This window comes from Rhodococcus sp. WB9 (assembly GCF_007558985.1).
GTDB classification, from domain to species: domain Bacteria; phylum Actinomycetota; class Actinomycetes; order Mycobacteriales; family Mycobacteriaceae; genus Rhodococcus_F; species Rhodococcus_F opacus.
In genome coordinates, this window is sequence record NZ_CP041769.1 from 4,061,423 (window position 1) to 4,086,197 (window position 24,775).

The 24,775-nt window shown below is 66.4% G+C and carries 22 protein-coding genes and 1 pseudogene; 10 read left to right on the top strand and 13 right to left on the bottom strand.

Features of this window, described 5'->3' with window-relative positions; translation table 11 throughout:
* Positions 1 to 228: 228 nt before the first annotated feature.
* From FND50_RS37810 to FND50_RS18835, 8 genes and pseudogenes are all read right to left on the bottom strand, one after another.
* Positions 229 to 1,050, bottom strand: a pseudogene (locus FND50_RS37810) (Tn3 family transposase); the annotation flags it as partial.
* A 44-nt stretch (positions 1,051 to 1,094) separates the two neighbouring features.
* Complete coding sequence (locus FND50_RS18805) at positions 1,095 to 1,343, bottom strand: acyl carrier protein (protein WP_144286678.1); 249 nt, start codon at positions 1,341 to 1,343, stop codon at positions 1,095 to 1,097.
* Between the two features lie 9 nt (positions 1,344 to 1,352).
* Positions 1,353 to 2,501: a dihydrolipoamide acetyltransferase family protein gene (locus tag FND50_RS18810; RefSeq protein WP_144286679.1), complete on the bottom strand. Its 1,149-nt coding sequence runs from the start codon at positions 2,499 to 2,501 to the stop codon at positions 1,353 to 1,355.
* Between the two features lie 15 nt (positions 2,502 to 2,516).
* Complete coding sequence (locus FND50_RS18815; protein WP_144286680.1) at positions 2,517 to 3,491, bottom strand: alpha-ketoacid dehydrogenase subunit beta; 975 nt, start codon at positions 3,489 to 3,491, stop codon at positions 2,517 to 2,519.
* Positions 3,488 to 4,486, bottom strand: coding sequence for a pyruvate dehydrogenase (acetyl-transferring) E1 component subunit alpha (gene pdhA, locus FND50_RS18820; protein ID WP_144286681.1), 999 nt, complete (start codon positions 4,484 to 4,486; stop codon positions 3,488 to 3,490). Before pdhA ends, FND50_RS18815 begins: the two co-directional genes overlap by 4 nt.
* Entirely contained in the window at positions 4,483 to 6,252 is a 1,770-nt protein-coding gene (gene acsA / locus FND50_RS18825) for an acetate--CoA ligase (protein ID WP_144286682.1), read from the bottom strand. Before acsA ends, pdhA begins: the two co-directional genes overlap by 4 nt.
* Positions 6,249 to 6,581 (bottom strand): dsRBD fold-containing protein, encoded by a 333-nt coding sequence (locus FND50_RS18830; protein ID WP_186301081.1) that lies wholly within the window; start codon positions 6,579 to 6,581, stop codon positions 6,249 to 6,251. The genes acsA and FND50_RS18830 overlap by 4 nt, the downstream gene beginning before the upstream one ends.
* The gene (locus tag FND50_RS18835) at positions 6,578 to 6,931 is read right to left on the bottom strand and encodes a three-helix bundle dimerization domain-containing protein (protein ID WP_144286684.1); all 354 of its coding nucleotides are present in this window, start codon (positions 6,929 to 6,931) and stop codon (positions 6,578 to 6,580) included. Before FND50_RS18835 ends, FND50_RS18830 begins: the two co-directional genes overlap by 4 nt.
* Positions 6,932 to 7,108: 177 nt before the next feature.
* Between FND50_RS18835 and FND50_RS18840 the strand changes: the two genes are divergently transcribed.
* Genes FND50_RS18840 through FND50_RS18850 form a run of 3 tightly spaced genes read left to right on the top strand, consistent with a single transcriptional unit; the run spans position 7,109 to position 10,195 of the window.
* The gene (locus FND50_RS18840; protein WP_054245545.1) at positions 7,109 to 7,666 is read left to right on the top strand and encodes a GNAT family N-acetyltransferase; all 558 of its coding nucleotides are present in this window, start codon (positions 7,109 to 7,111) and stop codon (positions 7,664 to 7,666) included.
* Positions 7,667 to 7,675: 9 nt separating this feature from the next.
* Entirely contained in the window at positions 7,676 to 9,187 is a 1,512-nt protein-coding gene (locus tag FND50_RS18845; RefSeq protein ID WP_144286685.1) for a bifunctional aminoglycoside phosphotransferase/ATP-binding protein, read from the top strand.
* A gap of 54 nt (positions 9,188 to 9,241) precedes the next feature.
* The gene (locus FND50_RS18850; RefSeq protein WP_144286686.1) at positions 9,242 to 10,195 is read left to right on the top strand and encodes a 1-phosphofructokinase family hexose kinase; all 954 of its coding nucleotides are present in this window, start codon (positions 9,242 to 9,244) and stop codon (positions 10,193 to 10,195) included.
* Here the strand turns inward: FND50_RS18850 and FND50_RS18855 are convergent, their stop codons facing one another.
* Positions 10,196 to 10,561 (bottom strand): hypothetical protein, encoded by a 366-nt coding sequence (locus FND50_RS18855; RefSeq protein WP_144286687.1) that lies wholly within the window; start codon positions 10,559 to 10,561, stop codon positions 10,196 to 10,198. It lies immediately after the preceding gene.
* Positions 10,558 to 12,927, bottom strand: a complete 2,370-nt coding sequence (gene ppsA / locus FND50_RS18860; RefSeq protein ID WP_144286688.1) for a phosphoenolpyruvate synthase — start codon at positions 12,925 to 12,927, stop codon at positions 10,558 to 10,560. The genes FND50_RS18855 and ppsA overlap by 4 nt, the downstream gene beginning before the upstream one ends.
* 157 nt (positions 12,928 to 13,084) lie before the next feature.
* Between ppsA and FND50_RS18865 the strand changes: the two genes are divergently transcribed.
* From FND50_RS18865 to FND50_RS18875, 3 genes are all read left to right on the top strand, one after another.
* Positions 13,085 to 13,747, top strand: coding sequence for a hypothetical protein (locus FND50_RS18865; protein ID WP_144286689.1), 663 nt, complete (start codon positions 13,085 to 13,087; stop codon positions 13,745 to 13,747).
* Between the two features lie 100 nt (positions 13,748 to 13,847).
* The gene (gene mgtA / locus FND50_RS18870; protein WP_260851047.1) at positions 13,848 to 16,481 is read left to right on the top strand and encodes a magnesium-translocating P-type ATPase; all 2,634 of its coding nucleotides are present in this window, start codon (positions 13,848 to 13,850) and stop codon (positions 16,479 to 16,481) included.
* A gap of 158 nt (positions 16,482 to 16,639) precedes the next feature.
* Complete coding sequence (locus tag FND50_RS18875) at positions 16,640 to 19,543, top strand: arylsulfatase (RefSeq protein WP_144286691.1); 2,904 nt, start codon at positions 16,640 to 16,642, stop codon at positions 19,541 to 19,543.
* Positions 19,544 to 19,606: 63 nt separating this feature from the next.
* Here the strand turns inward: FND50_RS18875 and FND50_RS18880 are convergent, their stop codons facing one another.
* Together FND50_RS18880 and FND50_RS18885 are read right to left on the bottom strand one after the other, a co-directional pair.
* Positions 19,607 to 20,482 carry a 3-oxoacyl-ACP synthase III family protein gene (locus FND50_RS18880; protein WP_144286692.1) on the bottom strand — a complete coding sequence of 292 codons (876 nt, stop codon included), beginning with the start codon at positions 20,480 to 20,482 and terminating at the stop codon, positions 19,607 to 19,609.
* Positions 20,466 to 21,569: a 3-oxoacyl-ACP synthase III family protein gene (locus tag FND50_RS18885; protein WP_005261659.1), complete on the bottom strand. Its 1,104-nt coding sequence runs from the start codon at positions 21,567 to 21,569 to the stop codon at positions 20,466 to 20,468. Before FND50_RS18885 ends, FND50_RS18880 begins: the two co-directional genes overlap by 17 nt.
* A gap of 179 nt (positions 21,570 to 21,748) precedes the next feature.
* On the opposite strand from FND50_RS18885, the gene FND50_RS18890 reads away from it, so the two are divergent.
* The 4 genes from FND50_RS18890 (at position 21,749) to FND50_RS18905 (ending at position 24,274) form a co-directional block, all read left to right on the top strand.
* Entirely contained in the window at positions 21,749 to 22,348 is a 600-nt protein-coding gene (locus FND50_RS18890; RefSeq protein ID WP_144286693.1) for an HPP family protein, read from the top strand.
* 2 nt (positions 22,349 to 22,350) lie between these two features.
* The gene (locus tag FND50_RS18895) at positions 22,351 to 22,608 is read left to right on the top strand and encodes a hypothetical protein (protein WP_144286694.1); all 258 of its coding nucleotides are present in this window, start codon (positions 22,351 to 22,353) and stop codon (positions 22,606 to 22,608) included.
* A gap of 109 nt (positions 22,609 to 22,717) precedes the next feature.
* Positions 22,718 to 23,614: a universal stress protein gene (locus FND50_RS18900; protein ID WP_144286695.1), complete on the top strand. Its 897-nt coding sequence runs from the start codon at positions 22,718 to 22,720 to the stop codon at positions 23,612 to 23,614.
* A 96-nt stretch (positions 23,615 to 23,710) separates the two neighbouring features.
* Positions 23,711 to 24,274: a CBS domain-containing protein gene (locus FND50_RS18905; RefSeq protein WP_144286696.1), complete on the top strand. Its 564-nt coding sequence runs from the start codon at positions 23,711 to 23,713 to the stop codon at positions 24,272 to 24,274.
* Positions 24,275 to 24,280: 6 nt separating this feature from the next.
* On the opposite strand, the gene FND50_RS18910 is transcribed toward FND50_RS18905, so the two are convergent.
* A complete protein-coding gene (locus FND50_RS18910) occupies positions 24,281 to 24,595 on the bottom strand; it encodes a DUF1918 domain-containing protein (protein WP_007298889.1) in 315 nt (104 codons plus the stop codon).
* Between the last annotated feature and the right edge of the window lie 180 nt (positions 24,596 to 24,775).

Consider the following 24,775-nt stretch of genomic DNA (forward strand, 5'->3'; position numbering starts at 1 on the left):
AGTAGTCGGGCAAGACGGTGGGGGCCATTTGATCGACCCCTTGCGGAGCGGTACCTAGCCATTTTGTGTTGCGCCGCCCGGTGACATGGCGTTGCCCGAGATCTCCCCCGCTAACGGATCGGCGAAAGGGACCACACTCAGGCCAACGAACGAGTCCAACTGACTGACTCGAACAGATCCCGCATGCTGTGTTCCTGGCTTTCACGGGTGCCGGGATCGGACAGTAGGTCAGAACAGGGTGTCGCGGACCCGCAGCGGCCGGTAGCCGGTGGGGCCGAGCTGGGCGAGTTCGCCCTCGATGTCGACGTCGATGGAGCCGAAGAAGTTGATGTTCGCGCTGTGCGCCGGCGAGATATGGGCCAGAACCTCGTCATCGACACGCCGTCCCGCGGTGCGCATCGAGGCCACCGCAAGCCCGTAGTACTCGGTCGTCCAGGCCACCACGGCGTTGGTGACCAGCGTCAGGCACCAGGCCTGCTCGGTCTGCTGTTCGAGGTGACGGGCACGGACGGCGCCCTCGTGCGCGTAGAGCAGATCCCGCTTCAAGGCGTGCAACGACTCACCCTTGTTCAGCTGACGCGAGATCCTGCGGCGATACGCCGGATCGGACAAATACCGGGCGGCGTAGATCGTACGACGCAGCGCCCCATACTCTTTCAGCGCCGCGGCAAGGGTGTTCTGCCGGCCCGACGCGGAAAGCTTCCCGACCAGCAGCGACGCGCTCGCGTGCCGAACTTCAACGACCCGGCCAACCGCAGCAAATCGTCCCAGTGCCCGGCGACCAACTCGGTGTTCACTCGGCGGGTCAGCAGCGGCCCGACGAGCGGAGAATCCGACTCCACCCGCGATTTCGGGCCCGCCCGGTAGAGGGTGATAGCCGATGATCGCCAGGTTCGCCGCCCGCAACGTCTCCTCCCGCACGTACCACTCGGCGGTCCAGGACAGCACGTCGTAGGAGATGCCGCAGGCGTCGGCCATCCGCGTCAAACCGAGATTGGTCGAGTGGGCGAGCAGCACCGCGATCAGGTTCCGCTTCAACTCCGAGGAGCGGGCACCCGGTCGCTCGCCGAGGTCCCGCAGTAGCCGCGTCGCCCTCACGTGTGTATTTGCGAGGCAATGTATTCGACGATGTCCTCCACGGTCACCAGTGTCGCGTAGTCGGATTCCGGGATATCGACGCCGAACACGGCATGCAGGCGCACGAGGAAGTTCAGCCAGTCCATCGAATCCAGATCGACCTGATCGCGTAACGGCACATCCGAGGACAGTTCCTCGTCCTCGATCTCCGGTGCGATCTCCCGCAATGCGCGTATGACTCTCGAGTCGATCGTCTCGCTGTTCATCTGTCGTCCTCACCACGTGTCCGGCTGTTGGAGCAGTTCGTTGATTCTGGTCAGGAACTGTGCGCCCCGTGTTCCGTCGCTGGCACGGTGATCGGCGGCGAGGGTAGCTGTCACGACGGTCGCGACCTGCAGGTCTCCGTCGAACACCCAGGGGCGTTCACTGGGCCTCCCGAAACCCACCAACGCCACCTGAGGCGGATAGATCACACCGAAAACCGAGGTGACCCCACGTTCCCCGAGGTTCGTCACGGTCAACGTCGGGTCCGACATCTCGGAACTGCGCAGCGAACCGGCACGGGCCCGGGTCACCAGATCGCCGAGTTCCACCATCAGCTGGGAGAGGGGTTTGTCGGCGGTGTCGTGGACCGCGGGAGCGACCAGACCTCCGTCTCTCAGAGAGATCGCCACCCCGAGGTGGATGTGGGGTGCCGGCCGGAACTCGCCGTCCAGCCAGAACCCGTTGAGGTCCGGGAACTGCCGGGCAGCGAGCGCCACCGCCTTGAGTTGCACAGCGGCGAGGAGGACTCGTTCGGTGATCGGGCGGGCGGCATTTTCGGTGCGCAACCAGTCCGTCGCCGTCCGCAGTGGAATCTCGTCCATCAGGTAGTAGTGCGGGATCTCCCGCTTGGAGCGGCTCATGGAAGCAGCGATCGCGCGACGCATATCGCGGGTCTTGGCCTCGGCCTTGGCCGGTCCAGGCTCGATGCTGTGGGCTGCCGCGCGCTGAACGTCGTCGAGCGTGACCGCAGCACCGGCGCCTGTCCCGGTGACACCGGCGAGATCGATCCCTGTCCTTTCCGCTTCCCGGCGCGCCCTGGGTGAGACCTTGCGCCGTGGTGCCGGTGCTGGTTCCGGTGCGGTGGCGACCGTGGTGGTGCCGGGCACCGCATCGGCAGACGGTAGCTCGGGCGGTGGTGATTCTCCGGGACTCGACAGCGTTGCCAACGGGGTTCCGACCGACACGGTCGTTCCGGGCTCGACGAGCAACCGGTGAACGGTGCCGCTCTGCCAGATCTCCACGTCCACGGCCGCTTTCACGGTGTCGACCGTCGCTATCGCCTGACCGCGCTCCACCTCGTCACCGGGTTTGACCAACCAGTCCGTCAACGTTCCCTCATCCATGTCGGCGCCCAGGGAAGGCAGCGTGAAATCAAACATGGCTATGCCTCGTTCCTACCGATCGCCGATCACATTCCACGCCGTGGACACAATGGTCTCGACCTGAGGAAGGGTCGCGTATTCGAGATGCTTGGCGTACGGGACCGGGACCTCGGCGCTGCACACGCGGCGAGGTGGCGCGTCGAGCTCGTAGAATTCGCGCTCGACGATCTGCGCCATCACTTCCGCTGCGAGACTGCCGGTGCGCCAGCCCTCGTCGACCACGACGGCACGGTGTGTCTTCCGGACCGACGCGGCGATGGTGTCGGTGTCGAGGGGGCGCAGCACCCGAAGGTCGACGACCTCGGCGGCGATTCCCTTCTCTGCCAGTACGTCGGCGGCGGCGAGGGCTTTGGGCAGCGAACCGCCGTACGTGATCAGGCTGATGTGGTTTCCCTCCCGGCGTACCGCTGCCGAGTCGATGTCGACCGGGACGGGCCCCTCGAGGTCTTCCGACGAGTTGTACAGCTGGGTGTGTTCGAAGATGATCACCGGATCGGGGTCCGCGAGGGCCGGTAGGAGCATGCCGCGCGCGTCCGCCACTGTCGCGGGCGCCAGGACCCGGATTCCGGGGATGTGGGCGTACCAGTTCTCGAGGCTGTGCGAATGCTGCGCGGCGAGTTGCCTGCCTGCGCCGGTCGCCATGCGCACCACCACGGGGACGGAGAATTGTCCGCCCGACATGTGCCGGAGCGACGCTGCGGTGTTTACGATCTGGTCGAGCGCGAGCAGGCTGAAGTTGACGGTCATCACCTCGATGATCGGGCGCATCCCGCCCACGGCCGCCCCGATCCCCACTCCCACGAAACCCAACTCCGAGAGCGGGGTGTCGCGGATCCGCTCGTCCCCGAATTCGGCGAGCAGGCCCTTGGACACCGCGTACGTGCCGCCGTAGCGTCCGACATCCTCACCCATGAGGAACACCCGCGGATCGGCGTGCATCGCCTCACGGATCGCTTCCCGCACCGCGTCCCGGTAGCTGATCTTCACGACGCCTCCTCTGTTCGCGCCGGCGTGAGCACGTCGCGCAGGAGGTCCCCGGGCGCCTCCCAGGTGCCTGCCTCGGCGAAGTTCACCGCGGCATCGACCTCCGACATGACGCGGTCGTCGATGCGGAGGAACTCCTCCTCCGAGAACAGCCCGAGCGCTTTGAGCCGCGCCGAGAAGGTGTGAATCGGACCCCTCTCCTTCCAGGACTCCACTTCCGCCTTGTCGCGATACAGTTCCGGGTCGAACATCGAATGGGCACGAAATCGGTACGTCTGGAATTCGATGAAGAAGGGGCCGCCGGTCGTGCGGACGTGCGCGGCGCCGGAGCGGGCCGCGTGCAGGGTGGCAATCACATCCATGCCGTCCGCCTTGAGCGTCGGGACGTCGAACGACGCGGCTTTGACGCACAGATCCGTTTGAGATTCCGAGCGGGACAAGGCCGTGCCCATGGCGTACAGGTTGTTTTCGCAGCAGAACAGCACCGGCAACTGCCACAGCGATGCGAGATTCATGGTCTCGTGAAAGGCGCCCTCCGCCATCGCGCCCTCGCCGAAGAAGCAGGCCGTCACTCGGCGCTTACCCTGCATCTTGTCGGCCAACGCCAGACCGGCCGCGAGTGGCAGACCGCCGGCGACGATCGCATTGCCCCCGTAGAACCGGGTGGCGGCATCGAACAGATGCATCGATCCGCCTCGCCCCCTCGAACAGCCTTCGCGTTTCCCGAACATCTCGGCCATGATCGAGTTCATCGGGACACCGTGCACCAGCGCGTGGCCGTGCTCGCGGTAGGTCGCGACCACCGCATCGCCCGGAGACAGGGCATGCAAGGCCCCGACCGCGACCGCTTCCTCCCCCACATACAGATGCAGGAACCCGCGGATCTTCTGGGCGCCGTACAGCTCTGCAGCCTTCTCCTCGAAGCGTCGAATGCGCAGCATGTCCGTCAGCAACTCGACCGCGAACGCCTTGTCGTAGGGAAAGTCCGAGGCAGTCATCCGCCCACCTCCAAAGTCGATGTGTCCCCCTCCGGCAGACCCAGTTCGCGTGCCTTGAGCAGCCTGCGCATGATCTTGCCGCTACGTGTGTGCGGGAGAACCTCCACGAACTCGATCTCCTTGGGGGCGACCGAGGCGCCGAGTTTCTTGCGGGAGTACCCGAGAAGTTCACGGCGCAGGGCGTCGTCCGCGTTCCAGCCCGTCTTCACGGACACGAAGGCTTTGACCACGGCACCCACGATCGGATCCGGCTTGCCGATGACTCCCGCTTCGGCGACCGCGGGATGCTCCATGAGGACGTTCTCCACCTCGAACGGACCGATGAGGTGACCCGCCGATTTGATGACGTCGTCGGCCCGACCCACGAACCAGTAATAGCCGTCCGCGTCGCGCTTGGCCAAGTCGCCGGTCAGGTACCAGTCGCCCGCGAAGGCGCGCCGGTACCGGTCGTCATTGTGCAGGTACCCGCGGAACATCGAGGGCCAGCCTCGGCGTATCGCGAGTTCCCCCTCCACATTCGGTATTTCGACGGTTTCGATGCCGCCGTCCCCTGTGCGTCGGACGATGGCGGCGTCGATGCCCGGGAGGGGTCGTCCCATCGATCCGGGTTTGATGGCGAAACCGGGTGTGTTGGCGATCATGATGCCGCCCGTTTCGGTTTGCCACCAGTTGTCGTGGATGGGCCGACCGAGCACGTCTCGTCCCCACAGAACGGCGTCGGGGTTGAGTGGTTCGCCGACACTGGCGATGAGCCGCAGGTGGGGGTAGGAGTATTTGTGCGCCAACTCCGGCCCGGACTTCATCAGCATGCGGATCGCGGTCGGCGCGGTGTACCAGACCGTGACGGCCTGCTCCTCGAGGATGCGGTACCACCGTTCGGCATCGAATTCGTTGCTGTCGACGATTGACGTCACGCCGTGCAGCAACGGTGTGATCACCCCGTACGACGTGCCGGTGACCCAGCCAGGATCCGCCGTGCACCAGAATACGTCCGCTGGATGCAGGTCCAGGGCGAACAACCCGGTCGCATAATGGGTGGCCACGGCGCCGTGGACATGGACCGCGCCCTTCGGGGTACCGGTCGTTCCGCTGGTGAAATGTAGCAGGGCAACATCGTCGGCGCAGGTCGGGGTGATATCGCAGTCCCCGTCGGCGTCCACCATCATGCTGTGGAAGTCGAGCGTGTCCGGAACGTCGGTGATCGAACCGGCATCCCCCACCACCAGCACGTGGCGCAAGGACGGCACCGAGTCGCGGATCTTCTCCACCCGCCGCCGATACAGCTGCTCGGTGGTCACCAGGACTTGGGCGTCGCCGAGCCGAAGTCTCGTGGCCAACGGCTCGGGGCCGAAGGCGGAGAACAACGGGGAGACCACGCTTCCGTTGCGCAACGCCCCGAGGATGCTGACGTACAGCTCCGGGATGCGACCGGTGAACACGAAGACGGGGTCGCCCTTCCCCACGCCGAGTCCGCGCAGCACGGCGGTGAACTTGCGGACTCGGTGCGCGAAGTCACCGAAGGTGACCTCGGTGACGGGTAGCTCGCCGGCGCGCTTGTTCGGACCCACGAACCGGAACGCGACCTTGTCCCGCTGCGGCCCACAGTCGTGGCGGTCGACCGCGTAATACGCGATGTTGCAGCCACCGGGGGCCGGCCCGAGTCGACGCTCGATGGCAGACCACGAAAACCGGGACTTTTCACCGTCGTAGTCGGTGAAGTTCGGTGCCACCCCACTGGTGGGCGGCGATGTGGGAGTGATGCTCATGGCCGCTGACACAATCCGCGTCCGCATGCAGCCGCGTCCTCTGTGGCTGCCAGCTCGAACAATTGGTGCGCCAAGTCGGTCAATGCACGAGCGGCGGCCATCTCGCGGCTGACGTGTACTGTGCCGTGTCGAGAGTGGCAGCCGGCCTCTCCCCGTCCCTCGAGGAGGGTCTTGTCGTGTGTACGCAGGCGCGCCCTGGCCTGGGAACGGGTCGGCTCCGCGTCGGGTTCGTATATCTCGATCTCCACAGGCCACATAGTCGCGGGCAGCGGTCTGGTCACCGCCGCTCCGGGCCCCTGCACATCGCGCCCGTGCCACTGGTCCGTCATGGCCACTCCTGTTCGATTGCTGTGTGGTGACGCTCGGTAACGGGGCCCGGTCCCCCGGATCGGTGGGCCCCGATCACTCGGTTGCGCGGTGTGGGATCACAACGCTCGGACGGCGACCGTTCAGGATGCCGTTCGAGTGCCGTGACGAGCCGTTGCCGGGCAATTCGCTCGGCCAGTTCCGGTATGTCGGCGATCGGCACCCCCGCGAGATCCGAAATGCTGCCCGCGACTATCCGGGCAATCGCCTCCCGCGTGAAACTCCCCCCGAACTCGGGAATCAGCCGCTCCACCACCGGGGCCTGCGCGTGCACCATCGACGTGGTCTCCGTGTCACTGTTCGTGCTGGTCATTGCGTTTCGAGGATCCTTCGATGCCGGGTGGGCGTCCGTGGTTTCCTTCAGCATCGCGAACCCACCGACACCGGCAATAGAGGCGAAGGACCGTAGTCGAGGACCAAAGGCTCTGACGCCGCGTCCGCCTCCCACGCTTGAATGAATTCCGACGGCCGACGACGGAGGTGACGGTGCATGAAAGCCCGGATGCCACGCGCGGTCACCACGGGTGTCGTCGTGCGCTCCCTTCGACCCACCGACCGAGACGACGTGCAGTCCCTGCACGAGCGGATGGACCAGCACGACGCGTACCTGAGGTTCTTCGGCGCCCGTCCGACGCATCTCGGGGATCTGGCCGCGTCATTGTGCCGGCAAGACCCCGGGCATTGCGCACTGGGTGCCTACATCGGTGGCGTCCTGGTAGGAGTCGCGAACTACGTGAGCCCGGTACACCAGTTGGACAACGACTCCCCGTTGGTCGAATTCGCGCTGGTGGTCGATCACAATTACCAATCGCACGGAATCGGAACGATGCTGCTGACCCGGCTCGTCGACGCAGCGAGGGCACACGGTATCGGGCGGATGACGGCGGAGGTGCTGGCGCAGAACACCGTGATGCTCGAGGTGATCCGAGAGCGGGGGTGGGCGCACGCGCTGCGTCGTGACGGGACCACGCTTCACCTCGACCTCGACCTCGATGAGGACGCGCAGGCTGACGGACCTTCGGCGCTGCCCCGGCCCGTCGTGATGTGACGCACCATCATGTCGGCGACCGAGAGAACTCCGAGGTGTTCGCCACCGCAGGCAATCGGTGGCCTCGAGGTGGACGGAGTCGAGACGCACACGGCCTATGTCGTCATGGTCGGTGATGTCGTCTTCAAGGCGAAGAAGCCGATCCGGACGGCGTTCGCCGACTTCGGCACCGCCGAAAGGCGTCGCGCGGCCTGTGAGCGTGAAGTGACATTGAACCGCAGGCTGTGCCCCGACGTGTATCTCGGAGTCGCCGATTTGACGGACCCGGCGGGAGGACCGACCGAAGCGCTGGTCAAGATGCGCCGGATGCCGTCGGACCGACGACTGACCCGGCTGCTCGGCGGGGGCGGTGACGCCACCGCACACGTGGATGCGATCGCCGCCGTCGTCGCCCGATTCCATGCCGGAGCGGACCAGTCCGCGGACATCGATCGCGACGCCATGCCCGGCGCGGTGGCCGCGCGGTGGTGCGCCAACGTCTCCGAGGTGACGAGTTACCGGTGCGATGTCCTCCCGGCTGCGGACGTCGACGAGGTGGAGCGACGGGCCCTCAGGTATCTGAAGGGGCGGAAACAGCTGTTCGAGAACCGCATTCGGGAAGGCCGGACAGTCGATGGTCACGGCGATCTTCTGGCGGACGACATCTTCTGCCTCGACGATGGGCCGCGCATTCTCGACTGTCTCGACTTCGACGACCACCTACGCCACGTCGACGGTATCGACGACGCGGCATGCCTTGCCATGGATCTCGAGTACCTCGGACGCGAGGACCTCGGGTTGCGGTTCCTCGATCGATATTGCGCCGCGGCACACGACCAGCCCCCGACATCGTTGCGGCATCACTACATCGCCTATCGGGCGTTCGTCCGCGCGAAGGTGGCCTGTTTGCGGTACACGCAGGGTTCCCGCGTTGCCCGCGAGGATGCCCGGGCGCACTGCCGCCTGGCCTTGCGGCATCTGCGCGCCGGAACCGTGCGAATGGCTCTGGTCGGTGGACTGCCCGGCACCGGAAAGTCGACGCTGTCACGCGGATTGGCTGATGTCACCGGATCCGTCGTCATCTCCAGCGACCGCGTCCGCAAGGAACTCGCCGGCCTCGATCCGCATTCCGGTCAGGTTGCCGGATTCGGTGAGGGCCTGTACAGCGGCACCATGACCGACCGCACCTACGCCGAGGTGCTGCGCCGCGCTCGCGACCACCTCACGGCGGGAAGGTCGGTCGTGCTGGATGCGTCGTGGACCCAACCGATGCTCCGGGAGCGCGCTGCGCTCGTCGCTTCCTGCACCCACAGCGATCTCGTCGAACTCGAATGCAGGGCACCACGCGCCGTGGCGATCGCGAGAATCGGGAGCCGTCCAACCGGCGACTCGGACGCCACCCCCGTCGTGTACGACGCGATGGCCGCGAGTGCCACGGCGTGGACGTCGACCACCGCGGTCGACACGGACACGGCCGCCGGGGACAGCGTGCAGACGGCGGAGCGGATCTGGCATTCCACGTCGGGGTGGCGAGATGAGTAGTCACAGCTACCGTTCGCCGGTAACCGCCCGGCGTGCCCGACGACAGGAGAGCCCATGCCCGACATCGTGACGTTGACGATGAATCCTGCGCTCGACATCACCACGAGCACGAATCGGGTGGTGCCGACCGACAAGGTGCGCTGCGGCGCACCTCGCCGCGATCCCGGCGGCGGCGGACTGAACGTGGCCCGGGTACTGCACGTTCTCGGAACTCCCGCGACGGCGGTGTTTCCTTCGGGCGGCCATACCGGCCGGGCCCTCGAGGATCTCGTGGCCACCGAGGGTGTCGGGATTCGGAGCCTGACGATCCGCGGTTCCACACGGGAGAGCCTGACGATCAACGAGAACGAGACGGGTCTGCAGTACCGTTTCGTCCTGCCGGGACCGACAGTGACCGCAAGGGAACAGGTGGCCTGTCTCGACCTGGTCATCGAGGTCGCGTCGGGCGCCGACTATGTGGTGGTGAGCGGAAGTCTGCCACCGGGTGTGCCCGCCGATTTCTACCAGCAGGTGGCAGACGTCGTCGGCGACCTCGGGGCGCGAGTCATCGTCGATACGTCCGGTCCGGCTCTGAGACAACTTCGGGGTGGTGTGTTTCTCGTCAAACCGAGCATTCGCGAACTCCGGGACTGGACGGGGCGGGAGTTGTCGGCGATCGACGACCAGGTGGCTGCGGCTCGGGAAGTCATCGACCAAGGGATCTCCCAGGTCGTCGTCCTCTCGCTCGGTGCCGATGGCGCTCTGCTGGTCACGCGGGACCGCGACGAGTATTTCCCGTCGGTCCAGGTCCCGGTGGTCAGCGGTGTCGGTGCGGGCGACAGCATGGTCGCCGGTGTCGTGTGCGGCCTGGCACAGGGTCGTTCGTTGAGCGACTCGGTGCGGTACGGGATCGCCGCGGGGGCCGCCATGCTGCAGACACCGGGCACCGCCCTGTGCCGGCGACCCGACGTCGAGCGGTTCTATCAACTGCTCACCGACGGATCCGCCGCGGGCACCATCGTCGGATAGTCAGGCGTGAGCGAGATGGAGACCGGCCGCGCTCAGTTCCGCGTAGTTCGGATCGCATCGTGAACCATCCAGCGCGAGTTGACAGTACACGGCGTCATAAGCTCGTGGGTCACCTGTCGAGGCCATGGGACGGGTGCGGCGCTCCAGCATGGTGGCGCCGGGCCATCTCGACTGGATCGCCTCGGCGAGCTGCGCCCCGTCGATATCGGCGACGATGAGCGGACCGCCCTCCCCCACCACGACCACCTGACGGGCGTCGGGCAGCTGCCACACGGCGACCGGCAGCACCGTGTCGGTGCCACCGGGACCGTGCACGGTGACGGAGTCGCCGGTGCTGCTGATCAGTGTCGCGACGGGTTCGCTCATCGGGTTCCTCCTCGCCGGTCCCCATCCGCGGACGTTCGCAGGTCTGACCTCGCTCGGTCGAGCAGGATCCTGCGTTCCGCAGCCGCGATGTTGTGGCGCGTAATGGCGGCGACGTCCGGTGCCACGGACACCGAGGTGATGCCGTTGCGTACGAGATGTTCCGCCAGAGCGGGGTTGGTCGACACTGCCTGCCCGCACAGGGAGGTGGTGAGCCCGGCACGTGTGGCGCGCTCGATGATGACGTCGATGGCGTCGAGTACGGCGGGGTCCATGGTGTCGAACAGATCCCGGCAGATCTCGGAATCCCGATCGACTCCCAGCACGAGTTGGGTGAGGTCGTTGGTACCGATGGAGACGCCATCGATGCCGAGGGCCGCGTACTCCGGAATCCAGTACGCGACGGAGGGGACCTCCGCCATGATCCATCGGTGCATGCGGCGATCCGCGCCCAGTGGATGGGAGTCGAGGTCGTCAAGGCACTGAGCGAGCTCCCACCGGGTGCGGACGAACGGGATCATCAGATGCACGTTCGGGTAGCGCTTCCTGACGGTGAACAGCACGTCGAGATCGAGGCGGAACAGTTCGGGTTCGCGCACGTAGCGGAAGCAGCCGCGGTAGCCGATCATCGGGTTGTCTTCGTGAGGCTCCACGTCGCCACCGGAAAGGTTGGCGAATTCGTTGGTGCGTAGATCGATCGCCCGGTAGATGACGGGGCGCGGCGTGAACGCGGCGGCGATGCGTTCGACCGCCGCCGCCATCTCGGCCACGTACTCGTCGCGGCGTCCCTGCGCGATCATCGCTGCCGGGTGTGTCCCACCCAGCGCGTCCATGATCATGAACTCGGCGCGCAGCAACCCCACTCCGTCGACGTCGGAAGCGGCCACACGGTCGGCGGCGTCCGGTGTGGCGAGGTTGACGTACACGGAGGTGGCCGTCGCCTCCGGTGCGGACCCCGTACTGGTCCGCTCCGTCGCCGGTCGCGGTGCGGAAACGGCGACCTTCGCCGACGACTCCGGTGCAGAGGCGGATACCGATCCGTCGTAGACCACCCCCGAATCACCGTCGACCGTGACGATCGCCCCCTCCACGAGTTCGGTGGTGGCGGTCCGGGTACCGACGACCACGGGACGTCCCAGCTCGCGACCGACGATGGCGGCGTGACAGGTGATCCCGCCGCCGTCCGTGACGATTGCCACCGCACGGCGCAGCACGGGAAGCCAGTCGGGGCGTGTCATGGGTGCGACGAGTATCTCTCCGTCGGACAACCGGTGGGCGTCGGACACGGACCGCAGGATGCGGACGCGGCCGGTCGCCGTTCCGGGGCCTGCGCCGAGCCCGTGGACGAGGGGCTTGCTCGTCGATTCGCGGTGTTCCTCCGTGCGAGCCCGGGGCTGTCCCAGAGTCGTGATGGGGCGCGTCTGGACGATCCACAACCGATTTGCGGCGAACGCGAATTCGAGGTCCTGGGGGGCGTGATAATGGTCTTCGACAGCGACGGCGAGCAACGCCAATCGTTCGAGTTGCTGGTCGGTGAGAACGCGTCGGCCTCGTGCCGTGGCGGGAATCTCTACTGAGTGCTCCCCTTCGTCATCCGCGGTGATGGAGAAGGACTGTGACCCGATGTGGGCGTCGATCACTGCGAATCCCGACTTCGCCACCACATAGGTGTCCGGCTCCACCTGGCCTCCCACCACGACCTCGCCAAGTCCGGTCGCGGCTTCGACGACGATGCGATCGCGTGCACCGGTTCTGGGATCTGCGGTGAAGACCACACCCGACTGGTCGGCGTCCACCATCAACTGGACGACGACCGCGATCGACGGCTCGTCGGTCACTCCCTGAACGCTGCGGTAGGTGAGTGCGCGCTCGGACCACAGCGACGCCCAGCATTTGCCGATTGCCTCGATCAGCGCGTCGTCACCGGACACGCCGACGAAGCTGTCGTGGATACCTGCGAACGAGGTGTCGGCGGCGTCTTCGGCGGGGGCGGACGAGCGGACCGCGACCCTCGGCGCCCCCGCGCCGAGCTCACGATACGCAGCGAGAATTTCCGCCCGCAGGGCAGCGGGCATCGGAACGCCGAGTACGGTCGACCGCAACTCGTGCGACGCTGCGGTGAGGGTGTTGTCGTCGGTCCCGGCTTTCGGCAACCCGTGTTCCCGAAGGGTGTCGCGCACTCCCGCCTCGTCCATCGCCCCCAGGTAGCCTTCCGCGGTGACGGCAAATCCTGGTGGGACCGGATAGCGGGCGCGCGTCAGCTCACCGAGATTGGCCGCCTTGCCCCCTACCGATGGTGCGTCCGCCAATCCGAGTTGATCGATCGGCTTGACCCAGCGGTGTTCGACCACCGTCTGTTGCACGTTCATGAGGTCTCCTCGTCGTCATGGTCCAGCGAACACCGTCGTCTTCGGACCGCACAGGGTCCAAAGTCACCGCCACTTCGCGCGGGGCCGAAATACCCTGTCGAACTCCGGTCTGCGGCTCGATGATGGGACGTAACCTCGACCGACAGGAGGTACCGTCGTGGCGCGCTCGGCCGTCATCCGGCAGTCCCTCGGTGGTGCGGTGTTGATTGCGACGCACGTGATCCTGACGAAACCGCTGCGCCGGCGGCGTACGACGTGGGGCGCGACCGCAGCGGAGGCGGCGGCAGCGCTGCCGGGAGACGAGCTGATCCCCCACCCCGCATGGTGCTACACGCACGCCGTCACGGTCGACGCGCCGCCGGAAGTGGTGTGGCCCTGGATTGTCCAGCTGGGTCAGGGCCGCGGCGGCTTCTACAGTTACGTCGGACTCGAGAACCTCATCGGTTGTCGCGTGCGTAACACCGACAAGGTACTTCGGGACTACCAGAACCTGGACACCGGCGACGAAGTGCGGCTGCACCCGAAAGCGCCCCCGCTGACTGTCGCGTCGGTGGAACCGAATGCACGCCTGGTCCTCCATGCCCGCGACCCCCGCACCGGCGACGCCTCCATCTGGGCGTTTCATCTTCTTCGCGACCAGGCTGGGCGCACTCGGTTGATCGAGCGGGGCTGCAGTTCCTGCGGCCCCGGACTCGTCAGCCGTCTCTTCTTCGGGCCTCTGCTGATGGAGCCGATCGGCTTCGTCATGAGCCGGAAGATGCTTCTCACGATCCGGGCCCTCGCATCGGCCGCCGGCACCGAAGCCGCACGGCCGACCTGAAGCGAACACTCGCCGCACCCATCTGGAGGATAACCTCGTGAGAACAGGTGCAAACCCGGCATCTCCCGGCACGGATCGCAGCACTCCACTTCCGCCGCCCATCTCCCTCGGTGGCGCCGCGACGAGCGACAGCGACAGTGTCCTTCGCGACGTGGCTTCTTCATTTCACGGATTGACCTCGGCCGACGCCGAGCGGCGGCTGGGTCTGTGTGGACCGAACACCGTGCGAACCTTTCGCGTCAACGCACTCGCCGTCCTCGGACGCCAACTTCGCAGCGCCCTGCTGCTCCTGCTCGCGGCAACGGCCGTCGCGTCCTACTTACTGGGCGACCACAACGATGCCGTCATCATCGGAACGATTCTGGCGGCGAGTGTCGGGGTGGGGTTCGCCAACGAATATCGCGCCGAACGCACAACGGCGGCACTCCATTCGCGCATGCGGCACACCGCGGTGGTTCTCCGAGACGGCACCCCGAGCCGGGTGGACGTCATCACCCTGGTGCCGGGTGACGTGGTGCGACTCGTGCTCGGCGAGGTCGTTCCCGCCGATCTGAGGCTCCTGAACGCGGTGAACCTCGAGTGCGACGAGAGCGTACTCACCGGCGAGTCCGAACCGGCCGCGAAGTCGACTGCTCCCGTCCCGGCCTCACGCTCCCTGGCGGACTGGTCGAACTGCGCGTTCATGGGGACCGTCGTGCACGTCGGGACGGGTACCGGGGTGGTCGTCGCCACCGGGGTCGACGCCGAATTCGGTCGCATCGCAGTGGGACTCGGTGAGCGTGAGCCGGAAACCGAGTTCCAGACGGGTCTGCGGCGGTTCTCCGTCCTCCTGCTTCAGGTCGCGGTCGCCCTGACCACGATGATCATGGTCATCAATCTGTCGTTGCACCGCTCGCTCATCGACTCGCTGCTGTTCTCGCTCGCGATCGCGGTGGGGGTGACCCCACAACTGCTCCCCGCTGTGGTGAGCACGGCGCTCGCCGAGGGGTCCCGCCGGCTCGCCAAGCGGAAGGTGCTGGTCAAACGGCTGGTGTGCATCGAGGATCTCGGTGATATCGATGTTCTCGTCACCGACAAGACCGGCACCCTCACCGATGGCCGGGTCAGCTTCGTCGCTGCCCTGGATTCACGCGGCGCCCCGTGCCCGGACGCCCTTCTGCACGGGCTGCTCGCCACCGAGGTCGAGGAGACCGGAACCGGCCATCTGGGTACGAACCCCTTGGACACCGCACTCTGGGCGGCTGCAGGGGCCGCCGGGTCCGTGGCCGACGCGTACACGAGGGTAGCGAGCTGTCCTTTCGACCACCAGCGGCGGATGTCGTCGACACTGGTGTGTGCACCGAGCGGTCGGCGAATGGTCGTCGTGAAGGGCGCACCGGAAAGCGTGCTCGACCGTTGTGTGGCCCTCGATTCCTCCGCGCAGGTCACGCTGAACACCCTTTTCGCCGAGGGAAGTCGCGTCGTCGCCGTCGCGACCAGGGGTGCGGACGAGGACGACCGGCTCGACGTCGATCACGAGAACGCGCTGACCCTCACGGGTTTCCTGGTGTTCCTGGACCGCCCCAAGGCCTCCGCCGCAGCGTCATTGCGGCGGCTCGCCGAACTGGGTATCACCGTGAAGGTGGCGACGGGTGACAACCCGCGGGTGGCCGAGAAGATCTGCGGAGAACTTGGTGTGGTGTCCGGCGGCAGCGTGACAGGTCCGGAATTGGACGCTCTCGACGAGAAGGCGTTCAGTGCGACCGCCGCGCGGAGCACAGTGTTCGCCCGAGTCTCCCCGGAACAGAAGGCGCGCCTCGTCGCCACCCTGCGCACGCACGGTCGGGCAGTGGGCTTCGTCGGTGACGGCGTGAACGATGCGCTGGCCCTGCACGCCGCGGACGTCGGCATCTCGGTCGATTCCGCCACCGACGTGGCCAAGGACGCCGCGGACGTGATCCTGCTCGAGAAGGACCTCGGGGTGCTCGCCGACGGCGTCGTGGAAGGGCGCCGCACCTTCACCAACACCATCAAGTACGTCCTGATGAGCACATCGAGCAACTTCGGAAACATGTTCAGCGCTGCCGCAGCCTCTGCTGTGCTGAAGTTCTTGCCGATGCTGCCGGGGCAGATCCTTCTCAACAATCTGCTGTACGACACGAGCCAACTCGCAATCCCCAGCGATCGTGTCGATCCGGAGCAGTTGCACGCGCCGTCACATTGGGACATAGCGTTCATCCGACGTTTCATGTTGTTCTTCGGGCCGATCAGTTCACTGTTCGATTTCGTGACCTTCGCGATCATGCTGGGTGTGTTCCACGCCGGCCCGGAGTTGTTCCGCACCGGGTGGTTCGTCGAGTCGCTCGCCACTCAGACACTGATCGTCTTCGCGATCCGGACGCGGCGAATCCCCTTTCTGCGCAGCCGCCCGAGTCCGGGTCTGGTGGCGACCGTCGCCGGGGTCCTCGCCGCCGGTATCGCGGTTCCCCTGTCGCCCTGGGCCACGAGTCTTGGATTCGTTGCTCTTCCGGTCGGGTTCTTCCTCGTCCTGGTCGCCCTGGTTGCCGGGTATCTGGTGTTGATCGAATTCGGGAAGCGGATCTTCTACTCCGAGCCGATTCGGCACGCACCGCCGCCGCGATGGCGCGACCATCGGCACCGCGTACATCGGCGCGCAGCACGGTTCAGCTCGGCCGGTCCTGTCACCGCTGCTACGGGCTCCCCGTCGGGCATCGACCGCACACGTGACGAGTGAGCGCGACCGGGTCGGACCCCGGGCGGACCGCAGGCGGACCGCGGACGCTGCCGGAAACAGAGGCCTTTTGATCCTTGTCGCCGAGTCTGCCGCCGGACGAGCATCGAGAGCAGGCCGCCTACCCAGAACCGGCGACACCGATGACGGAGAGTCCCACCATGACCGAAGACAACGCGCTGGTCCTCGTCGCCGGCTATCAGGACCTCGACCGTGCACGTGACGACTTCGACGCGCTCACCGCTCAGGTGCGCGGCAAGCAGATCACCCTTCGGGGTGCAGTCCTGGTAACGAAGGACCCGGACGGGAACCTCACCATGATCGACACGGGCGACCATCTGGGCCGTAAAGGCGCCGGCTGGGGTGCAGGCGTCGGCCTGGTGGTGGGGTTGTTCGCCCCGCCGATGCTGGCTGCAGCCGCCGTCGGCGCCGGTGCCGGCGCGCTGGCAGGCAAGTTCGCCTCACACCGCATAACGAGCGGCCTCGAGACCAAGATCGGTGAGGCGCTGGCCTCCGGGACGTGCGTGGTGATCGCGGTCCTGCCGTCGGGCAGCCGGCTTCCGGTGGAGCAGGCGCTCGGCGGCGCCCCCCTGAAGTCGGTCGCGGAATTGGATGGTTCGAGCCTGAGGGACCTCGAGGCGTCCCTGGCCGCGGCAATGGGGAAGTTCGATCCGGACCGCACGCGGCTACCGATCCCCAACCGAACCTTCGGGGGCACCATTGGCCGCACGGTGCAGGACTCCGTACCGGATTGGACGATCGTGCCCGGGCCGAAGCCACCGGACGGTGCTCCGAACGTGCTGATCGTGCTGATCGACGACGCCGGTTTCGGTGGCCCGGACACCTTCGGCGGTGCGATCCGCACCCCCACCTTGAGCCGGGTTCAGCAACAGGGATTGACCTACAACCGCTTTCACGTGACCGCGGTGTGCTCGCCCACCCGGGCGGGGCTTCTCACCGGCCGCAACCACCACCGCGTGGGATTCGGCTCGATTGCCGAGTACCCGGGCCCCTTCCCCGGATATACGGCCGTGCGGCCGAGAAGCTGCACCGCACTCCCCCGGATTCTCAGCGAGAACGGGTACGTGACCGGCGGGTTCGGCAAGTGGCATCTCACCCCGGACAACGTGCAGGGAGCCGCCGGACCCTTCGACAACTGGCCGCAGGGGTGGGGCTTCGACCACTGGTGGGGATTCCTCAGTGGTGCGGCCGGACAATACGATCCGATCGTCACCCAGGACAACTCGGTCCTCGGCGTCCCCGAGGGCAAAGACGGTCACGGCTACTACTTCCCCGACGACCTCACCGACAAGGCGGTGGAGTGGCTCCACGGTGTCCAGGCTCAGGACCCACAGAAACCGTGGTTCATGTACTACTCCACCGGGTGCAGCCACGCCCCGCACCATGTGGCCAAGGAATGGGCGGACAAATACAAGGGGCAATTCGACGACGGCTGGGACACCTACCGCGAGAAGACGCTCGAGCGTCAGAAGGTGCTCGGTATCGTTCCCGCGGACACCGAACTGACCGAGCGACCGGACCTCTTTCCGGCCTGGGATACGTTGTCCGACTCCCAGAAGAAGCTCTATGCCCGACAGATGGAGGTGTTCGCCGGGTACTCCGAGAACGCCGACTGGAACGTCGGGCGGCTGCTCGACTCGATCGAGGACATGGGCGACCTCGACAACACGCTCGTCCTCTATATCTGGGGTGACAACGGTGCCAGCATGGAAGGCACGATCACCGGCTCCTTCAACGAGATGACCTTCCTCAACGGGGTGGTACTCGACGCCGAACACCAGTTGAAGCTGATCGACGAATACGGTGGGATCGAGGCGCTCGGCGGCGACCACACCGCTCCGCACTTCGCCGCCGCCTGGGCGCACGCGAACAACACCCCGTTCCAGTGGGGCAAGCAGATGGCCAGCCACCTCGGCGGCGACCGCGACCCGATGGTGATCGCGTGGCCGAACCGGATCACCCCCGACTCACAGGTGCGGGGGCAGTTCACCCACTGCATCGACATCGCCCCCACCGTGCTCGCCGCGATAGGGCTACCCGAACCGACCACCGTCGACGGGATCGACCAGGAACCCATGGACGGAACGAGCTTTCTCCCCACATTCGCCGACGCCGACGCCCCCGAACAGCACACGGTGCAGTACTTCGAGATGTTCGGCAGCCGCGCGATCTATCAGGACGGCTGGTGGGCGTGCACCCGCCTGGACAAGGCCCCCTGGGACTTCTCCCCGGAGACCATCAAACGGTTCGCACCGGGTGTCTACAACCCGGACGACGATGTCTGGGAGCTCTACTACCTGCCCGACGACTTCTCCCAGGCCCACAACGTCGCCGCCGATCACCCCGACAGACTGGAGGAGCTGAAGCAGCTGTGGTGGCGTGAGGCGGAACGCAACCGGGCTCTCCCCCTGCTCGGGGGGATGTCGATCTTCTTCGGCCTGCTGCCGCCGATGCCGACGACCACCCGGTTCACCTTCAAGGGCGACGTCCAGAACGTGCAGCGCGGCATGGTCCCTCGTGTGGCGGGACGCTCGTACGCCATCGAAGCGAACCTTCACGTACCCGAGGAGGGCGCCGAGGGTGTCATCGTTGCCAACGCCGACTTCATCGGCGGCTTCGCACTGTGGGTCGACGGCACCGGCATACTCCACCACACGTATTCCTTCCTCGGTGTGGAGACCTACAGGCAGGCGTCCGAGCAGAAGATTCCGACCGGTGATGTCACCGTGAAGATGCTGTTCGAGACCGACGAGCCCAAACCGGGCAGCGGTGGTCACGTGTCCTTGTGGGCGAACGACGAACTGATCGGGGAAGGTGACATGCCCCGGACGGTGCCCGTGGCCTTCAGTTCGTACGCGGGAATGGACGTGGGCCGCGACAACGGCCTGGTCGTCGACCGCGATTACGAGGACAAGGCCCCGTACCGGTTCACTGGGAAAGTCCACGAGGTCGTGTTCGATCTCCAACCGGCACACCACGAGGCCGAACTCGCGCTGCACGAGCACGCGGCGATGCAGGGTGTCGGGCACGGCGCGGCCGGCTGACCCGACGATGCCTTTGCCCGGGCGACGATGCCGTTGCCCGGGCTCAGGGGTGTTCGCTGTGGCTCAGGGGTGTTCGCTGTACAGGGCGGCGCCGGCGGTGACCCCTGCACCCACGGCGATGATCAGGACACGGTTCCCGGCCGGGATACCACCCGTCCGGCGGTCCAGGGCCGCCACGAGGGACGCGGTATGCATCCGTTCGTCGTCCGCGACCACGATCCGTGGCACGGGGACGCCCAGGTGCTCGGCGAGCGTCGCGCGGAACTTCCGCCGGGCGGGAGCGGCCACGATCAGATCGACGTCGGCGAGGTCGAGGGAGGATGCCTCCAGGCATTCCCGTGCCGCCTGCGCTCCGGCGGTCGCGAATCGCTCGTCCATCGAATCCGATTCCCGGAACCGCAGTACGTTCCGGGCGTCCTCGAGTCCGACTGTGGCGCAGAAACTTTCACCGGCATCGTAGCGATTCACCCAATGGACGGGGCCCAGGCCGAATTCGTCGTCGGTCCAGCGGCAGAGAATGGCTCCACCCGTGGGCGCGAACGGAAAGTGCTCGCTCATCCCACGTCCGGGATCGGCGTCACTGGCAACCACCAGCGCCCAGTTGATCGTGTGCGACCGCAGGAATCCGTCGACGATCTGCAGACCGTTGAGAGCCCCACAGGATCCGTTGGCGGCATCGAAGGAAAAGGTCCCGTGCGTGTCGTCGTGGGGGTCCTCCGGGTGGGCACCGATATCATCCTGGATGAGCGCCGCGAGGGCGGGCTCTCCCAGATTCCGGTCGCGGTACAACCCGACGTTGACGAGCAGATCCAGGTCGTCGGCATTCCGACCGGCCCGTTCGAGGCAGGTCTGGGCGGCCGACACCGCGAGATGCAATGCACTGTGGCGGGTACGCCAGCCGCCTCGTGTGACGTCGAGCCGATCAATGACTGTGCCCATAGCGTGCCACCAATTCCTCGTCCAGGGTCAACAGAACGACGCCGATCTCCAAACCCGATGCGAGGGCGATCAACGCCACGGTCTCACCCGCTCGGATGCGGCCTGCTTCGAGTTCCTCGACGAGCGCGACGGTGTGGGTCGTCGAGGCCGTATTTCCGTAGCGGTCGACGGTGATGACCGCGTCGTGCCGTGGAGAATCGCCCAGTGTGGCGGTCACCTCGGCCATCCCTTTGCGGATCGCCCGCGCCGAGGTTTGGTGTGTGATCACGTGATCGATGTCGTGGAGGGAGATCCCGGCGGCGTCGAGCACCTCGTGCAACAACAGCGGGGTGTCCGCGATCGCCGCCCGCTGGATCCCCCGCGAATTGGTGAACATCCGGGCGCCGGGGTCGCCACCCTTCGGGTACGCGAGACAGAGCCGACTGTAGTCGGCGACGGTGGTGAATCCGGCCAAACCGATCCCGGCCGATCCGGCGGGGGCACGTTCGAGGAGCAGCGCGGCCCCGGCGTCGCCGAGCGTGAGGGACGCAAGCTCCTTGCTCATGATGTTCCGGATGTGCTGGGCAGCATTCTGTCCGAGCTGCGAAATGTACTCACCACTGACGACAAGTGCCCGTTCGACGATTCCCTGACGGATCCAGTTGTTCATCACCGTCACACCGGTCAACATGCCGGCGCACGCGTTCGAGAGATCGAAGGTCATCGCCCCCTGCGCGCCGATCGCCTGGGCGACCGCACTACTCATCGTCGGTTCCAGCCATTGGGTGAGACCGCCGTGAAACTTGGTGATGCTGCAACTGACCACCACGTCGATCGACCCGGCGTCCCGGTTCGACCGTTCCAGGCAATCCAGTGCCGCCGAGATCGCCAGTGTGTAGGAGTCCTCGTCCCCCACTGACACCCGGCGCTCGCGGATCCCGGTGAGCCGCTCGAGGTCGATGTGAGTCGAGTGACGGGTGGTCGACATCAGGTCCGTGGTCGTGAGATGTGTCGCGGGTAGATGCCGGCCGGCCCCGGCGAGACGCGTAGCGAACGGCATTCGCAGGTCGCCGTTCTCGGTCTCCATGACCAGCCAACGCTTGACCATTCTTTCCACCTCCGTGCTCACTCCACAATCGCGCACCGGCGATCTCGTCACCAGGGCATTTGGACCCTTCCGGGGGATCGTTCGAACCAGCAACCGAGGAATGCGACGAGGTGAGGTCCTAGGACCCTTGTCCGGTGACAGCGGCACGCCGACGCTGAGGGACGAGGAGAGGAGTCGTCATGCAGGCACGACACGTCATGAGCAGCCCGGTCACCACGGTGGACCGATCCACCTCGGTGGACGAATGCCTTCGGTTGGTCGGAAGTTCGGGCTTCACGGTGCTTCCGGTCGTCGACGAGCGGAAGCATCTCGTGGGCATCGTGTCCGAGGGTGATCTCCTCCGTGCACGATTCCGTGAGCTGGGCGGGGCCGATTCGCAGCCGGACGAGATGACCGCAGGCGACGTGATGGCCAGTCCCGTGGTGGCGATGACGGCCGACGCGGAGGTCAGCGAACTCGCATCCGCCATGCTTCGATCTCGGCTCCGCGGCATCCCCATCGTCCACGACCACGACATCCTCGGGATCGTCACCCGTCCCGATCTCATCGCCGTCCTCACGACCGACGACGCTCAGGTCGCGAAGGAAGTGCAGCACCGACTCGACGTCTACGGTGGAGCCGGCCGATGGCGCGTAGACGTTGCCCACGGCTCCGCCTCGATCTTCGGCGTCACGCCTCACGACCCGGAACGAAATGTCATCGCCGCCCTGGCCGACACCGTGCCGGGCATCGCCGAGGTGCACTTCCCGCCCGAATCGACATCTCCCGGTGGGAGGTAGCAATGCAGGCAAGATATCTCGAAGCCCGAGACCTGAGATGGCCATGGGTCGCCGCCGCCACCGTCGTGGGCCTCGCGGCATTGTCGGTGACGTCTCCCCTGACCGTCCTCGGGGGCGCAGCAGCGATCGTCTTCATCGGACTCGGCATCTTCCGCAATCCACACCACCGTGTCGTCGGCGCCGCGACCGTGTCGGTCGGTGTCGGACTGATGGTCCCGGGATTGCCCGCCCTACTTCTCAACGGTGTGAACTCGCTGTGAGCGGCCGCCCCGCGATCCGAAGAGGGCTGTGTGACCTCTCGAGACGGTCACGCGGCGGTGGCACATTCTCGACCAGGCCTGCACGACCGAACAGAGACGAGGAATCGACATGCCGACAGATTCACCGATCGTCGTAGGTGTGGACGGATCGGCGCAATCGCTCGACGCCGTGCGCTGGGCAGCCGACGCGGCCGTCCACCACCGAGCCCCGCTACTTCTGGTGTCCTCCCTCCTGAAGGCGCCCGGCACGTTCGGCGACGCCGTCAACCTGTCCGCAGGCGCATTCACCGGCGTCGAGTACGGGGGTACCCAGCGGCTCGCCACGGCCGCCGAACTCGCCCGGCGGAGCGTGCCCGGCAACCATCTCACCCTCCGGACGGCGCTACGTCACGGCTCGGCCGCGACGGTCCTGCTCGACGCCGCGAACTCGGCTCGCATGCTTGTCGTCGGTTCCCGTGGCCTCGGAGAGTTCACCGGCGGCCTGGTGGGATCGGTCAGCTCCGCGGTCGCTAGTCATGCAGCGTGCCCGGTGGCGGTGATCCGCGGAATGCCCGAGACGGATGCGCCGCCATTGGACGGTCCGGTGGTGGTCGGTGTCGACGGTTCGCCGAACAGCGAACCGGCCATCGCGGCTGCCTTCGAGGAAGCCTCTCTGCGCGGCGTCGATCTCGTGGCGGTGCACGCGTGGAGCGACTTCAGCCTGTTGACCGTTACCCCCGCCGATCTCAGCGACAACGATCTTCCCTGGTCGGCAATCGAAACCGCCGAACAGGCCGTCCTGTCGGAGAGCCTCGCCGGATGGAAGGACAAGTATCCGGACGTGTCCGTCCGCAAAGTTGTCGTCCGAGATCGACCGGTTCACCACCTGCTCCAGCAAGCACGGGAATCGCAGTTGGTGGTGACAGGCAGCCGGGGGCGTGGTGGTTTCGCCTCACTGTTGCTCGGTTCGACCAGCCGGGCGCTTCTGCACTCCATCACCTGCCCGCTGCTGATCGTCCGCCGTTGATGTAGGTCGATGCGTCCACTGGCCAGAACGACGCGTCGGCCCTGCCGCCTGTCGGCGCCCGATTGCAACGCCGTTTGCCGAAAGGAAGGAGCTGTCATGCAAGCGCAACAGATCATGAGCAGCCCGGTCACCACTGTGACTCGCTCGACCCCGGTCGACGAATGCCTCCGCATCATTGCGAGTTCGGGGTTCACCGTCCTGCCGGTCGTCGACGAGTCGCAGCATCTGGTGGGCATCGTCTCCGAGGGCGATCTGCTCCGCGAAAAGTTCGCTACGCTGCCCAGAGCCGATGTCACAGCGGCCGACACGATGACCAGCCCAGTCGTCGCTATGACAGCGGACACCGACGTCAGCGACCTCGCGTCTGCGATGCTGCGCTCAGGTCTGCGCGGGATCCCCATCGTCCACGAACACGATGTCATCGGAATCGTCACCCGGCGTGATCTTCTCGAGATCCTGACGATGGACGACACGAACATAGCGAGGGAAGTGCAACACCGCCTCGATGTGTATGCGGGATCGCGGCGGTGGACGGTGCGGATCGCAGACGGCAAGGTGACGATCGCCGGGCTCGCGCTCGACGATCCGGAACGGAGGGTAGTGACTGCCCTCGCCGAGACCGTGCCGGGCGTCGCAGACGTTCAGCTCACCCAGTCCTGATCGAGATCAGGACTTTCGGGGGCGGGTTCGGAGAGTCCGCTGCTCGATGTGCGGTTTCCCGGCAATGGCGTCTTGGAGCGCGGAAATGCGCCGCCGCTCGTGACTGTCCTCCTCGCTCTTCGCAGCGGCCGTCACCACATGCGCGTCCGGGCCGGGGAACACGAGCGCCTCGTGATCGTCCCGTATCCACCTGACAAGGTACGGCGGTGCGCCGTCGGCGCGGCGAACCTCGACGATGTGCCCGACCTCGTCCGGGCTGTCGACGACCGTGCCTTTCACCACCAGCCAGTCCCCTGGTTCTGCATGCATGTCGATCTCCATTCGTCGCGATCCGACACGGGCGACCCGTGCGTGTGCCGTAGTTCGATCGTCGTGGTCCGTGCGATTTCCGTGACGTTGCTGTCGAGGCGGGTAGTGGGGGCCGGTCCCCTTCAGAGTCCACTCGTCTCGGGTGGTGACGGTAGGGCCGAGGGTCCTCGGTTCGGACTCCGCCACACCTGT

Coding starts and splice junctions, on each gene's coding strand:
- FND50_RS18805 (WP_144286678.1), bottom strand. CDS start 1,343: ATGAACAGCGAGACGATCGACTCGAGAGTCATACGCGCATTGCGGGAG.
- FND50_RS18810 (WP_144286679.1), bottom strand. CDS start 2,501: ATGTTTGATTTCACGCTGCCTTCCCTGGGCGCCGACATGGATGAGGGA.
- pdhA (WP_144286681.1), bottom strand. CDS start 4,486: ATGACTGCCTCGGACTTTCCCTACGACAAGGCGTTCGCGGTCGAGTTG.
- acsA (WP_144286682.1), bottom strand. CDS start 6,252: ATGAGCATCACTCCCACATCGCCGCCCACCAGTGGGGTGGCACCGAAC.
- FND50_RS18830 (WP_186301081.1), bottom strand. CDS start 6,581: ATGACGGACCAGTGGCACGGGCGCGATGTGCAGGGGCCCGGAGCGGCG.
- FND50_RS18835 (WP_144286684.1), bottom strand. CDS start 6,931: ATGACCAGCACGAACAGTGACACGGAGACCACGTCGATGGTGCACGCG.
- FND50_RS18840 (WP_054245545.1), top strand. CDS start 7,109: ATGAAAGCCCGGATGCCACGCGCGGTCACCACGGGTGTCGTCGTGCGC.
- FND50_RS18845 (WP_144286685.1), top strand. CDS start 7,676: ATGTCGGCGACCGAGAGAACTCCGAGGTGTTCGCCACCGCAGGCAATC.
- FND50_RS18850 (WP_144286686.1), top strand. CDS start 9,242: ATGCCCGACATCGTGACGTTGACGATGAATCCTGCGCTCGACATCACC.
- FND50_RS18855 (WP_144286687.1), bottom strand. CDS start 10,561: ATGAGCGAACCCGTCGCGACACTGATCAGCAGCACCGGCGACTCCGTC.
- ppsA (WP_144286688.1), bottom strand. CDS start 12,927: ATGAACGTGCAACAGACGGTGGTCGAACACCGCTGGGTCAAGCCGATC.
- FND50_RS18875 (WP_144286691.1), top strand. CDS start 16,640: ATGACCGAAGACAACGCGCTGGTCCTCGTCGCCGGCTATCAGGACCTC.
- FND50_RS18880 (WP_144286692.1), bottom strand. CDS start 20,482: ATGGGCACAGTCATTGATCGGCTCGACGTCACACGAGGCGGCTGGCGT.
- FND50_RS18885 (WP_005261659.1), bottom strand. CDS start 21,569: ATGGTCAAGCGTTGGCTGGTCATGGAGACCGAGAACGGCGACCTGCGA.
- FND50_RS18890 (WP_144286693.1), top strand. CDS start 21,749: ATGCAGGCACGACACGTCATGAGCAGCCCGGTCACCACGGTGGACCGA.
- FND50_RS18895 (WP_144286694.1), top strand. CDS start 22,351: ATGCAGGCAAGATATCTCGAAGCCCGAGACCTGAGATGGCCATGGGTC.
- FND50_RS18900 (WP_144286695.1), top strand. CDS start 22,718: ATGCCGACAGATTCACCGATCGTCGTAGGTGTGGACGGATCGGCGCAA.
- FND50_RS18905 (WP_144286696.1), top strand. CDS start 23,711: ATGCAAGCGCAACAGATCATGAGCAGCCCGGTCACCACTGTGACTCGC.
- FND50_RS18910 (WP_007298889.1), bottom strand. CDS start 24,595: ATGGAGATCGACATGCATGCAGAACCAGGGGACTGGCTGGTGGTGAAA.